Source organism: Bradyrhizobium sp. HKCCYLS2038, from assembly GCF_051167655.1.
In the GTDB taxonomy this organism is placed as follows: domain Bacteria; phylum Pseudomonadota; class Alphaproteobacteria; order Rhizobiales; family Xanthobacteraceae; genus Bradyrhizobium.
Genome location: NZ_JBNPTM010000001.1, coordinates 1033225 through 1046249, shown reverse-complemented (window position 1 = coordinate 1046249; position 13025 = coordinate 1033225). Strand labels below are relative to the sequence as shown.

The 13025-nt window shown below is 66.2% G+C and carries 11 protein-coding genes; 5 read left to right on the top strand and 6 right to left on the bottom strand.

Annotated elements, in window-relative coordinates; translation table 11 throughout:
* Position 1: 1 nt before the first annotated feature.
* A complete protein-coding gene (locus ACQR1I_RS04625) occupies positions 2 to 322 on the bottom strand; it encodes a hypothetical protein (RefSeq protein WP_434867796.1) in 321 nt (106 codons plus the stop codon).
* Positions 323 to 482: 160 nt separating this feature from the next.
* On the opposite strand from ACQR1I_RS04625, the gene ACQR1I_RS04620 reads away from it, so the two are divergent.
* The gene (locus ACQR1I_RS04620) at positions 483 to 1190 is read left to right on the top strand and encodes a response regulator (RefSeq protein WP_434867797.1); all 708 of its coding nucleotides are present in this window, start codon (positions 483 to 485) and stop codon (positions 1188 to 1190) included.
* 3 nt (positions 1191 to 1193) lie between these two features.
* Positions 1194 to 2552, top strand: a complete 1359-nt coding sequence (locus ACQR1I_RS04615; RefSeq protein ID WP_434867798.1) for an ATP-binding protein — start codon at positions 1194 to 1196, stop codon at positions 2550 to 2552.
* A gap of 327 nt (positions 2553 to 2879) precedes the next feature.
* On the opposite strand, the gene ACQR1I_RS04610 is transcribed toward ACQR1I_RS04615, so the two are convergent.
* Genes ACQR1I_RS04610 through ACQR1I_RS04600 form a run of 3 tightly spaced genes read right to left on the bottom strand, consistent with a single transcriptional unit; the run spans position 2880 to position 5600 of the window.
* Positions 2880 to 3896, bottom strand: a complete 1017-nt coding sequence (locus tag ACQR1I_RS04610; protein WP_434867799.1) for an ABC transporter substrate-binding protein — start codon at positions 3894 to 3896, stop codon at positions 2880 to 2882.
* 39 nt (positions 3897 to 3935) lie between these two features.
* Positions 3936 to 4802 (bottom strand): ABC transporter permease, encoded by an 867-nt coding sequence (locus ACQR1I_RS04605; RefSeq protein ID WP_434867800.1) that lies wholly within the window; start codon positions 4800 to 4802, stop codon positions 3936 to 3938.
* Between the two features lie 18 nt (positions 4803 to 4820).
* Complete coding sequence (locus ACQR1I_RS04600) at positions 4821 to 5600, bottom strand: ABC transporter ATP-binding protein (RefSeq protein ID WP_434867801.1); 780 nt, start codon at positions 5598 to 5600, stop codon at positions 4821 to 4823.
* 119 nt (positions 5601 to 5719) lie between these two features.
* On the opposite strand from ACQR1I_RS04600, the gene ACQR1I_RS04595 reads away from it, so the two are divergent.
* Together ACQR1I_RS04595 and ACQR1I_RS04590 are read left to right on the top strand one after the other, a co-directional pair.
* Positions 5720 to 6385, top strand: a complete 666-nt coding sequence (locus tag ACQR1I_RS04595) for a response regulator (protein WP_434867802.1) — start codon at positions 5720 to 5722, stop codon at positions 6383 to 6385.
* Positions 6360 to 7778, top strand: a complete 1419-nt coding sequence (locus ACQR1I_RS04590; RefSeq protein ID WP_434867803.1) for a sensor histidine kinase — start codon at positions 6360 to 6362, stop codon at positions 7776 to 7778. Before ACQR1I_RS04595 ends, ACQR1I_RS04590 begins: the two co-directional genes overlap by 26 nt.
* A 309-nt stretch (positions 7779 to 8087) precedes the next feature.
* On the opposite strand, the gene ACQR1I_RS04585 is transcribed toward ACQR1I_RS04590, so the two are convergent.
* Both ACQR1I_RS04585 and ACQR1I_RS04580 read right to left on the bottom strand, forming a co-directional pair.
* Positions 8088 to 10421: a xanthine dehydrogenase family protein molybdopterin-binding subunit gene (locus ACQR1I_RS04585; RefSeq protein WP_434867804.1), complete on the bottom strand. Its 2334-nt coding sequence runs from the start codon at positions 10419 to 10421 to the stop codon at positions 8088 to 8090.
* Between the two features lie 224 nt (positions 10422 to 10645).
* On the bottom strand, positions 10646 to 11521 hold the full coding sequence (locus ACQR1I_RS04580; protein ID WP_434867805.1) for a dihydrodipicolinate synthase family protein: 876 nt from the start codon (positions 11519 to 11521) through the stop codon (positions 10646 to 10648).
* 370 nt (positions 11522 to 11891) lie between these two features.
* Between ACQR1I_RS04580 and ACQR1I_RS04575 the strand changes: the two genes are divergently transcribed.
* Positions 11892 to 13007, top strand: a complete 1116-nt coding sequence (locus ACQR1I_RS04575; RefSeq protein ID WP_434867806.1) for a DnaJ domain-containing protein — start codon at positions 11892 to 11894, stop codon at positions 13005 to 13007.
* Positions 13008 to 13025 lie beyond the last annotated feature (18 nt).

Here is a 13025-nt window from a genome sequence, read left to right as displayed (position 1 = left end):
GTCAGCGCGTGAAAGTGCTGCTGCGATTGATGGTCCCGCCATACGGCCCGGTGGTCGTTCCGGTGTGGGTGCAAGTACCGCCCGCGCAGCTCGTCTGGCCGGTGTTGGTCACGACGCCGCCGCGCGGCCCGGTGTAGGTGCCGCTATGGCTGCGGCTGCAGCTGCCGCCGGCACAGCTGCCGGACGCCGACGATGACCAGGTGCCGCCGCGCGGGCCGACGCCGCCGCCGCTGCGCGACCAGGCCTGCGCGCCCGAGCTGCCCAGGGCCGTCACCATTGCGCTGATCGCCACCGCCGCGATCGAGGTCCGAACTGAAACCATCTGTCTCTCCTGTCCACATCGACACCGCCTGACGGCGTGAACAGAGCTTCGCCCACGAAGTTTGCAGGCGGTTTGCAGGACAGAGCTGCCATGTAACGTTTTGTAACGGTGTCAGAGCCCGGGTTGCCCTGCACGGCCCTGTGTTCTTAAAACGATGGCCATGGACACGCGCTCGCATATCCTGGTCATCGAGGACGACATCGAGATCCGCAGCCTGTTGCGCGATCACCTCGCGCGCGAGGGCTTTCGCGTCGATGTCGGCGACGGCGGCGCGGCCCTCGACCGCTTTCGCAACACCTTCGGTGATCCCGATCTGGTCGTGCTCGACATCATGCTGCCGGGCGAGGATGGGCTGTCGATCTGCCGCCGGCTGCGCGCGACGTCGCGGGTGCCGATCCTGATGCTGACGGCCAAGGGCGACGAGATCGACCGCATCGTCGGGCTCGAGATGGGCGCCGACGACTATCTGCCGAAGCCGTTCAGCCCGCGCGAACTGGTCGCGCGCATCCGGGCCATCCTGCGCCGCGCCGAGCCGGCGCCGCTGGAGAACCGCCGCTTCATGGTCAACGCCAACCTGACCGTCGATCTCGACAAGCGCGAGATCACGCATGCGGAGGATGGGCCACTGCCGCTCACCAGCGCCGAATTCGAGCTGCTCGGCTGCTTCCTGGTCAGGCCGAACCGCGTTCTGTCGCGCGATCAACTGATGGACTGGACCCGCGGACGGCAAGCCGATCCGCTCGACCGCACCATCGACGTGCAGGTGAGCCGGCTGCGCAAGAAGATCGAGCGCGAGGGCGAAGGCGAACTGATCAAGACCGTGCGCAGCGCCGGCTACATCTTCACCGCCGCCGTCAGGGAGCTGTGAGACGTGCTCGGTCGGCTCGGCTTCGCCGGCAGGCTGATGGCCATCGTGCTGTTCGCGCTGATCGCGTTATGGGCGGTCGGGCTCGGCTGGCTGGTCCTGAGCGAATCGCGCGAGGAGATTTTCAGGCGGCTGTTTCCGCTGCCCGAGCAGGTCAGCGCCATCGTCCAGCTGATCGAGAGTGCCGGGCCGGCCGAGCGCCCGCTCGTCCTCAAGGCCGTCAGCAGCGAGCGACTCGAGGTCACGCTGACGCAAGAGCGCCCTGAAGCGTCCGCCGAAGCCATCCGCCGGCCGCTCGCCGAGCAATTTCTCACTCTGTACCTGCAGTCACTGCAGCCGCGCGACGTGATCGTGCTGAGATCACGCACCACCTTGCCACGCTGGCGCGACTGGCACCTCGGGGATTATTGGCGCAATGCCGGCCGCTCGGTGCGCTTTGCCGTGTCGCTGCGCGACCGCGATTACGTCGTGTTCGAAGCCAGGGGCGCCGCAGGCACGCGGCTGTTCGGACTGCCGCCGGGCTTCGGCGTCGGCCTGCTCGGCGCCCTGATCGGCATCGCCGCCGTGATTGCGATCGCACGCGAGGCGCGGCCGCTGCGCCAGCTCAGCCGCTCGCTCGGCCGGTTCAGCAGCGATGCCACTGCGGTGCCGGTCACGCCGTCCGGCGCGCCTGAAATCCGCAACCTGATCACGGCCGTGAACGACATGCAGACCCGCATCTCCGATCTGGTGCGCGGCCGCACTTTGCTGCTCGGCGCGGTCTCGCACGACCTCAAGACCTACATCACCCGGCTGCGGCTGCGTGTCGAGCGCCTGCCCGAGGAAGAGCAGCGCGACAAGGCGGCCGGCGATCTCGACGAGATGACGCACCTGCTCGAGGATGCACTGGCGGTGTCGCGCGGCGGCTTCGCGGCGATCCAGCGCCAGCCGGTCGATCTCGCGGCGATGCTCGCGGGGATCGTGGACGACCGGCGCCAGAGCGGCGCTGACATCAGCGCGGAACTCGGCCACGCGCCGCTGACCGTGCTCGGCGAGCCGACCGCGCTGCGCCGGCTGTTCATCAACCTGATCGAGAACGCACTGCGCTTCGCGACGCGCTGCACCGTGCGAGTGCTGCCGGACAAGGCCGTCGTGATCGCCATCGACGATGACGGCCCGGGCATTCCGGCCGACGCGCGCAACGCCGTGTTCGAGCCGTTCTTCCGGCTCGACAGCTCGCGCAGCCGCAGCACAGGCGGCAGCGGCCTGGGGTTGGCCATCGTCAAGCAGATCGCCGACGCCCACGGCGCCGACCTGGATCTGTCAACCTCGCCGGAAGGCGGCCTGCGGGTGCGGGTGCGGGTTGCATTTCAGCAGACGGGTTGAAAGTCCAAGCGGCTTCATCATTGAGCCGATCTCCATCGGCAAGCGCGCTGCAACCTCTCCCCGCTCTTCTGCGGGGAGAGATCGGATTGCGCAGCAATCCGGGTGAGGGGCATGGCACGTGCGTCGCTCAGATGATGGTCCATCGGACGGGCACGATGAGGGCGCACAAATGGAAGATAGCGCGACTAATTAGACTACGGAGCAAATCGAGATTTCGCTCTTTGCCCAGCAACTACACCACTCGTGCCGCTGCCCCTCAGCCCGACCCTCTCCCCGTAAGAACGGGGAGAAGGAGGACACTGAGGTCGCGGCTGCGGCTTGGGCTGATCAGCTGCCCTTGCGGTCACGCAGCTGGGTGACGAACATGTCCTGCCAGTTCGCCGGCTTGACCTTGATAGAACCGACGCCGTGCATGAACTCGGCGATCTTCAGCACGCCCTCGGGCGTCGCCGAGAACCAGGTGTCCTTGTCCTGCAGCATCTCCAGCACCTCCTCCTTGGTGGTCTTCACCTTGGCGGTGCGGGCGTAGATCTCGGCGGCTGCCGCCTTGTCGTTGGCGATCAGCGTGCAGGCCTCGTCCAGCGCGTCGAGGAAGGCCTGCACGACCTTCGGATTGGCGTCGACGAAACGTTTCGGCGCGAACACCACGTCCATTGTCAACCGTCCGAGCACGTCGGCAGAGTTCGCGACGCGGCGGATCTTGGAGTCCTTCAGCTCGATGTAGGAGAACGGCGGCGAGGTAAAGTGCGCCGTGATCTCGGTCTTGCCCGAGGTCAGCGCCGCCACGGCTTCGGGATGCGGCAGGCCGACGGTCATCGGGTCGAGCTTGGCGTAGTTCTCCTTGCCGAACTCCTGGGCCGCCATCATCTGCAGCATCACGGCCGACAGCGAGGTCTTGATGCCCGGCAGCGCGATCTTGTCGCCGGACTTGAAGTCCTTCAGCGACTTGATCTCGGGATTGTTGGTGTTCATCCACAGCGAGGTCGAGCTCAAGCCGCTGACGCCGACGACCTCGACCGCCGGAATGCCCTTGGCCTTGGCCCACAAGGTGATGAAGCCGGGCGCACCGGTGCCGGCGATATCGAGCGAGCCGGCCATCATCGCATCGTTGATGATGTTGCCGCCGTCGAGCAGCTGCCAGATCACCTTGAACGGACCGAGGCCGGCCTTCTCGGCCTGCTTCTCCATCAGCTTCTGATCCTCCATCACGATCAGCGGCAGATAGAGGATGCCGTAGCCCTTGGAGAGCCGGATCTCCTTGACCTCGGCCTGCGAGGCCGAGCTGGCGCCGAGCAGCGTGGCGAGGCCGAATGCGGCGGCCGCGAGCGATTTGCCTAAAGACATGGTCGTCTCCTTCCCTTGTGATTGTGCTTATAGTTGATCTTAGTGCTGCATGCCCCAGCGCCGCACCGTCTTGCGCTCGATTGTGGCGAACACGACGTTCTCGACCACCAGGCCGATGAAGATCACGGTGAACAGGCCGGCGAACACGTTGGCCGTCTCCAGCTGGTTGCGGTTCTCGAAGATGAACCAGCCGAGGCCACCGGAACCGGAGGACACGCCGAACACGAGTTCGGCCGCGATCAGGGTTCGCCAGGCGAAGGCCCAGCCGACCTTGAGGCCGGTCAGGATCGCAGGGAAGGCGGCGGGTATCAGGATGAAGCGCACCAGCTTCAGCCCGCGCAGGCCATAGTTGAGGCCGACCATGCGCAGGGTGTTCGACACCGAGCGGAAGCCGGAATGGGTATTGAGTGCAATCGCCCACAGCACCGAATGCACCAGCACGAAGATGATGCTGCCCTTGCCGAGGCCGAACCAGATCAGCGCCAGTGGCAAGAGCGCGATCGCCGGCAGCGGGTTGAACATCGAGGTCAGCGCCTCCAGCAGATCAGCACCGATCCGCGAGCCGATCGCGATCGTGGTCAGCACCGCCGCCAGCGCGATGCCGACGCCGTAGCCGATCAAGAGCGTCTCCAGCGACACCAGCGTGCGCGCCGGGATCACACCATTGGCGATGTTCTCGAAGAACGCCGACAGCGTGTCGGTGAAGGTCGGAAACAGCAGTGGGTTGGCCAGCCACAATCCATAGGCCTGCCACAGCGCGGCCAGCGCCACCAGGATGATGGCCTTGCGCACCGCGCTGATGCGATAGATGCGTTCGAGCCAGGACAGGCTCGCCTCGACCTTGACGTCACCGAGGGGGGTGTCTGCATTGACGATTTCGGGGCGCAGCGCCAGCGTCTCGCTCATGATTTTCTCTCCCTTCCCTCAGTGATGGCCGAACAGCATGTCGTTGATGCGCCCTTCGAGCGCGACCTGCTCGGGCGTGCCCATCGTGCCCGGCGGCACGCTGTTGAGCTCGGCGCGGACGCGGCCGGGATGCGGCGACAGCAGCAGGATGCGCGAGCCGATCTTGATCGCCTCCTCGATCGAATGCGTCACGAACAGCACCGTGAAGCGGGTGTCCTGCCAGAGCTGCAGCAGCTCGTCCTGCATCTTGCGCCGGGTCAGCGCGTCGAGCGCGGCGAACGGCTCGTCCATCAGGAGCACGTCCGGCTCCATCGCCATGCCCCGGGCGATCGCGACGCGCTGCTTCATGCCGCCTGAGAGCATGTGGGGATAGGAGTCGATGAACTTGGTGAGGCCGACCTTGTCGATGTAGGATTTTGCGCGCTCCTGCGCCTCGGCCGCGCTCAGCCGGCCGCTCGCCGTCAGCGCGAACACGACGTTCTCGCGCACCGTCTTCCACGGCAAGAGCTGGTCGAACTCCTGGAACACCATCATGCGGTCCGGGCCGGGCTCGGTGACGTCGTGGCCCTTGAGGCGGATGCGGCCCTCGGTCGGCTTGAGATAGCCGCCGATGGCCTTGAGCAGGGTGGATTTGCCGCAGCCGGAGGGGCCGAGCAGCACGAAGCGGTCGGAGTCGAAGACCTTGAAATCGACGCGATAGGTCGCCGTGACCAGCGTGTCCGGCGTCTTGTATTGCAGCGTCACGCCCTCGACCGAGAGCAGCGGCTCGAACTGGGATTGCGATTGATGGACGGTCATGCGTCCTTCCCTCCCTCTATGTTGCAGTGCGAAAATTCGCCTGGTGCACTTCGGCGCCCTTATTCGAAGTGATAGAGGAGGAGACTGACGCGAACCTGACTCCGGACCGAGACGAGACTTTGCGCATCCTGCTGGTGGAAGACACGCCCGAGATCGGCGCCGCCGTGACCAGCCGGTTCGAGCGGATCGGCTACGCCGTCGACTGGGAGAAGGACGGCCGCACCGCGAGCGAGCTGATCGAGGTGCAGACCTATGATTTGATCGTGCTCGACGTGATGCTGCCGAACATGGACGGCTTCGCCGTGCTCAAGCATTTGCGCAAGCGCGGCCTGCGCACGCCGGTGCTGGTGCTGACCGCACGCTCGGCGGTCGACGACCGCATCGGCGCGCTCGACCTCGGCGCCGACGATTATCTGATCAAGCCGTTCGACTATCGCGAGCTGGAGGCGCGGGCCCGCGCGCTGCTGCGTCGTGCCGCCGGCCAGTCCGACAATCTGCTGACATTGGGGCCGCTGGTGATCGACCGCGCCGGGCGCACCGCAAGCGTGGCGGGCCAACCGCTCGACCTGACCCGACGTGAGCTCACCGTATTGGAGATCCTCGCTGCACGCCCCGGGCGCTATGTCGCCAAGGAGGAGCTGGTGGAGCAGCTCTTCAGCTTCGACCAAGACCCGAGCCCGAACGCCGTCGAGCAATTCATTGCGCGACTGCGCCGCAAGCTTTCGGCGACCACCGTCGAGATCAAGACCGAGCGCGGCCTTGGCTATCAGCTCCACGCTTCGTGAAATCAGGGCGTCGCTGCGCGCGCGGCTGTTGATCGCGATCGGCGCGATCCTGGCCGTCGGCGCCATCGTGCTCAGCCTCGCCGCCTGGCAATATGCGGCGACCGCCGCGCGCGACGCCTATGACAAGCTGCTCGCCGGCGGCGCCGTGCAGATTGCCGAGAACATCTACATGCAGGGCGGCGTGGTGACGCTCGATCCGCCGGCCGCCGCGTTCGCGACCTTGTCGGCCTATGACCTCGTGTTCTATCGCGTCACCGATCCGCGCGGCGTGGTCATTGCGGGCTATGACGATCTCGCGGTCAGCGCGCCCGCCAATACGCTGCGCGACGGCGTCGTGCTGCGTGACGGCGTCTACCGCGACCAGCCCGTGCGCATCGCGGCGGTGGCGCGCCGGCTCGACGGTGCGCCCGGCGACGGCTGGAGCCAGATCGTGCTGGCGCAGACCTTGCGCGCCCGCGACGTCCTGACCTGGGATCTCGCGTCCAAGGCGATCGGCCTGATCGCTGCGATGAGCCTGCTGGCGCTGGTCGCGACAGCATTGTGCCTGCGGCTGGTGTTCGCGCCGCTGACCCGGATCGAGGCCGAGATCGTCAAGCGCAGGCCGGATGATCTCAGCCCGATCGCGATGACGCCGCCGCGCGAGGTGCGCGCGCTGGTCGGCGCCATCGACGGCTTCATGCAGCGCTTGTCGGAGCGCATCACGCTGATGCAGCGCTTCATCGCCGACGCGACGCACCAACTACGTACACCGCTGGCAGCGATCGATGCCGAGGTCGAGCTGCTGAGCGATCAGACCAGGGATCCCAAGGCGCTCGATCGGCTGCGCGGCCGCATCGCCGACCTCGCCCGGCTCACCAGCCAGCTGCTCGACCACGCCATGATCCAGCACCGCGCGCAGGCGCCGCGCTTCGTGGCCACCGACGTCAATACCCTGGCGAAATCGGTGCTGTCGCAGAGCGTGCCACTGTCGCTGGACCGCGAGGTCTCGGTCAGCTTCGTGCCGTCGGAGACCGAGGCTGTGGTCGACGCCGACGCGATCAGCCTGCGCGAGGCGCTCGCCAATCTGATCCACAACGCCCTGGCGCATGGCGCGCGGACGCGGCTGATGGTGAAGGTGGAGCGTACGGCGTCGCAGGTTGCGATCGTTGTTTGGGACGACGGCCCGGGAATTGCGGCGGAAGCGCAGGCGGGACTGCTGGTGCCGTTCCAGAAGGGCGACGGCTCGCACGGCTCGGGGCTTGGACTTGCCATCGCCAACGAGGTCGCGCTGGCGCATGGCGGCGCGTTACGCTTCGGTGGTAAGGCCGGCGATTTCAGCGTGGCGATCGAATTGCCTGTCAGCGATGAATCCAACGAGCGTCCCGCTGTCTCATCTCAGGTCGGCAACACGTAAGAGTCGGACCCGAGCTGCCGCCCCGACGCCGGTGCGCTCCCCTCCCCCTTGCGGGGAGGGGTCGGGGGTGGGGGTCCGCGAGTCGCGCTGTCGATGAGAGAGTTCAGTCCTCAGCGAGGCGGATGACGTCGAACGATATGAGTCGATCGGACTATGCGCGTTGAGAGATTGTATTTGGCGGCCTCCACCAAGTTCAGCGCCCGGAGACCCCCACCCCCGACCCCTCCCCGCAAGGGGGAGGGGGGCGCAGCGTGCTTGTGGTGAGGGCTCGGATCTCACATGCGCCGATGAGAGCGCTGTACTCCGATCTTACGCCGCCGCCTTCTTCGCCTTCGCGTCCCGGATCGCCGCCCACACCTTCTCGGGCGTCAGCGGGGTCTGCAGATTGGTGATGCCGAGCTCGAACAGCGCGTCCATCACGCCGTTGGTGACGCAGGGCGGGCCGCCGATGGCGCCGGATTCGCCGCAGCCCTTGGAGCCGAGCGGGTTGGTCTTGCACGGCGCGGAATCGTCGAGCGTCACCGTGATCGGCGGCACGTCGTCGGCGCGCGGGATGCAGTAGTCCTGGTACGTCGCGGTCAGGAGCTGGCCGTCGGCATCATAGGCGACGTTCTCGTACAGCGCCTGGCCGATGCCCTGGGCCACGCCGCCATGGATTTGCCCGGCCACCAGCATCGGGTTCACCGCGACGCCGACGTCGTCGACCGTGGTGTAGCGCACCACCTGGCTGATGCCGGTGTCCGGATCGATCTCGACCTCGCAGATATGCGTGCCGTTCGGCCAGCTCGGGCCATCGACCTCGCCCTCGCTGTCGACCGACAGCTTGGCGGCCTGCTCCTTCTGCGCGATCTCGAACAGGCTGATGCGGCGATCGGTACCGACGACGGTCAGGAAGCCGTCGCGATACTCGATGTCCTCGACCGCGGTCTCCAGCAGGTTCGACGCTTTCTCGCGCGCCTTCGTGATCAGATCGTTCGACGACACCGCTACCGCCGTGCCGCCGACGAACAGCGAGCGCGAGCCGACGCTGCCGAAGCCGGTGGCGAGATCGGTGTCGCCCTGCACGACGTCGATCTTGTCGAGCGGGATGCCGAGCGTGTCGGAGATCATCTGCGTGTAGGTGGTCTGCAGCCCCTGCCCCATCGCCATGGTGCCGGAATGCAGGATGACGCGGCCCTCGGACGTCGCATGCAGCGACACCTTCTCGGTGTGGGCGCGGCCGCCGGTCCATTCGATGTAGCTGGTGAGGCCGCGGCCGTAAAGCATGCCGCGCTTCCTGGCCTCGCGCTTGCGCGCATTGAAGCCGTCCCAGTCGGCGAGCTTGGAGGCGCGCTCCAGCATGTGGGCGAAGGCGCCGGAATCATACACCTGGCCGACGGCGTTGGTGTAGGGCAGCTGCGCCGGCTTGATGTAGTTCGCCTTGCGGATGGTGCGCGGATCGATGCCGATCTGGCGCGCGGCGGTGTCGAACAGCCGCTCGACGATGAACACCGCCTCGGGGCGGCCGGCGCCGCGATAGGCGCCGACCGGCGCGGTGTGCGTCATCACGGTCTTGACCTCGAAATGCACCAGCGGGAGATCATAGACACCGGTCTGCACGAACGGGCCGAGCACCAGCGGGATAATATTCGCAGCACCGGACGAATAGGCGCCGGTGGCGCCGATCGAGCGCACGCGATAGGCCAGCACCTTGCCCTTGGCGTCGAGCGCGAACTCGGCGGTCGAGGTGAGATCGCGGCCATGCGTGCCGCCGACGAACTCGTCGGTGCGCTCGGCGCGCCAGCGGATCTTCTTGTTCAGCTTGGTCGCGGCGTAGGCGACGATGCCGTCCTCCGGATAGAGGTTGGTCTTCTGGCCAAAGCCGCCGCCGATGTCGCCGACCAGCACGCGAATGCTTTCCTTCGGCCGCTTCAGCACCGCGTCGGCGAGCACGTCGCGAGTCGAAGCCGGCGTCTGCGACTGCACGTACAACAACAGACGGCCGGTCTTCTTCTCGATCTCGGCGATGGTCGAGCGCGGCTCCATGGCCGACGGCACCAGGCGCTGGCTGTTGATGTCGAGAGACACCTTGTGGGGCGCGGAGGCGAAGGCGTCCTCGACCTTGGCGGCATCGCCATAGCTCATAGCGGCGACGATGTTGTCGGGCGCCTCGGCCCACACCACGGGCGCGCCCGGCTCGATCGCCTTCACAGGATCGGTCACCGCCGGCAGCACCTCGTAATCCACGGCAATGGCTTCCGCAGCTTCCTGCGCGATCGTGCGCGACGTCGCGACCACGGCCGCGACCGCCTCGCCGGTAAAGCGCACCACCTCATGCGCCAGCAAACGGCGCGGCGGCACGGTCATCGGCTTGCCGTCCGGGCGCTTGAAGATCGCGAGCGTCGGAATGGTGCCGATGTCGTCGGCAACGAGATCCGCACCGGTGTAGATCGCTTCCACGCCAGGGATCTCGCGCGCCGCAGCCGCATCGATCGACACGATCTTCGCATGCGCATGCGGCGAGCGCAGCACGGTGAGCCACAGCGCGCCGTCCTCCGGCTTGTCGTCGATGAACTGCCCCTTCCCGGTCAGCAGCCGCTGATCCTCCAGACGCTTGACGGGCTGCCCCGCACCAAACCGCATGTTGTTGGGAAGAATGTTCATTGTCAGTCCTTGGTGAGTTCAATGTAATTGCATGCTTTTTAGCGGATTGGTGTTCCGCTGGCCAAGCCGAGATTGTGCTGGTGCGGCATACCACACCGTCATGCCCGGGCTTGACCGCCTGCGCGGCCGTAGCCGCTTCGGCGCGGCGAAGGCCCGGGCATCCAAAACCCCGCTTCCGCTTGGGATGGGATGGCCGGGTCAAGCCCGGCCATGACGGCCTGGGTTCACCCCAGGCTTTGCAGCACTTCTTCGACCACCTTACGCTGTTCCGCCGTGAGCGCGGCCTGCGGCGGCACGGGATCGCCGACGTCGTAGCCCTGGATCGACAGGCCCGCCTTGATGCAGGCGGCCAGATTGAAGCGGGCGAACGCCTCGTTGACGCGCCACAGCTTCCGCTGCAGCGCCAGGGCCTCGTCCCAGCGCGACGCCTTGCAGAGATCGTAGAGCTCGACGCTCTGCCGCGGAATGATGCAGGCGGGTCCGGCCATCCAGCCCTTGCCGCCGATCAGCATCACCGCCGCGGGGATGTGCGACGACGCCGCGAACACCTGAATGGCGTCTCCGCAGCAGTTGATGATCGACAGCAGCCGGCCGGTATTGGTCGATGCGTCCTTGATGTAGTTGATCCGCGGATGCTCGGCGAGATCAGCGATGACATCGAGCGAGAGGTCGGAACGCTGGAACTGCGGGTTGGTGTAGATGACGATGGGAATGTCGACGGCATCGGCGATCGCCCGAAAATAGGCTTTGATGCCGGCATCGTTCACCGGGAAATAGGCCTCGAGCACCGCAAGGATGCCGTTTGCGCCACGCTTCTGGTAGGTCCTGGCTTGATCCACCGCGTCGGCGATCGCGGTCGATGCCACGCCGGCAATGACGGGCACCCGGCCCTGCGCCGCATCGATCGTCGCCTCCACCACCTTCATGCGCTGAGCGCGGTCGAGATAGGCGAATTCGCCGGTCGAGCCGAGCGGCGTCAGGCCATGCACGCCGGCATTGATCAGGTCGTCGCAGAGCCGCCCGAGCACGTCGGTGCGGATCGTGCCGTCCGCGTCGATCGGCGAAGCGAGATAGGGGAAGACACCATGAAATTCGGTCATGCCATCGGTATAGCGGCCGGGCTGCCGCTCCTGCAAGCGAACCAGCAGAGCTGGTGATCCCAGCGGTAGCGACGTTAAACGCTGCTTCAAATTTACCGCTCATCATAGGCGCGGGCCTGTCATAGGCGCGGGCCTGAATCCAAGGCGATTACCTGTCGAAATTCAATCCAAGATTGTGGTCACGTGCAGGGACGCTCAAAATGGGCTTCAACTCGGCAGAAATGGCTCAGCACTTCGCCACTTTAAGTCATTTTTCCGCCGAATTGACCCCTCATCATGTCAGGTGGAACGAGTTAGTACGAGTGCTCCAGCGTAAAATCGCCGTGGGATTTTCGGTCGGAGACGAAGGAAACCTGCAGCGAGCGCGACGATGAAGACGCTTTACGATTTGCTCGGAGCTCTTCCCGACGATGACGCTGAGGACATCCGGGCTGCCTTTCGCAAGGCCGTGAAAGAGAGTCATCCCGACCTCAACCCCGGAGATCCCGACACCGCATTGCGGTTCCGCCAGATCGTCCGCGCCAACGACATTCTCGCCGACAAGGATCAGCGCACGGCCTATGACCGCCTGCTCGGTGCTGCGCAGGACGAGCAACGGCAGGAATCCAAGCTCGCGGTCGTCGCCAGGGTTCACAAGGTGGCTTCGGGCGTGATGGCGCTGGCCGGGGCCTCTGCGGTCGCGCTGACCGGCTATCTGCTCTTCACCCACATGTCGTCGGCTTCGATCGCAGCGGTGGAGCCGATCGTGGTCGCGACCAACAAGGTCAAGCCGAGCGAGGTTCCCACCAAGCCGATCGAGAGCGCGTCGGCGGCGCCGGAGGGCGTAGTCGCTGCCGGGTCGGCTCCCGCGGCCGGCAGCGATACCGCAGCCACTGCGTCGTCAACGACGCCCAACGCGCCGTCTGCGACCGATCAGCTGCCGTTGCGCGTCAGCAAGGTCGATGCGGTCTATTCGGCCGAGCAGGAGCGTCCCGGCTGTGGGCCGAGCGCGCCGGCGGCGTGCAATGCGGAGGGCGCGTTGGCCGCCAATGCGCCGTCGAACGGTGCCCGTGCCCTACGTGATCGCGGCATGGCGTCGTTCCAGAAAGGCGATCTGACCGCGGCGCTGACCGATCTCGACGCGGCCGTCCAGCTCGATCCGCGCTATCAGGAAGCCTATATCGACCGCGGTATCGTGTTCTATCGCATGCGCAAGTTCGACCGCGCCTTCGCCGACGTCGCCGCAGCCAAGCGGATCGAGAAAGCCAACAGAGCGGTCATGGATGCCATGGCGAAGCGTCAGCCGCTCCGGCCGCTGAAGCTCGAGCCGCCGAAACACGATTCGGCGAAGGCCGATCTGCCCAAAGCCGATCTGCCGAGGGCTGACCAGGCCAGATCCGAACCGCCCAGAATGGAGCCGCGAAATGTGGCGACGGCGGCTTCCGGCCCGGCGCGAATATCGGCAGCAATGCGGATTTTTCCGGGCGACGTCGGCCGCGGACAATGACGTGGTGAGCGCAAGCGT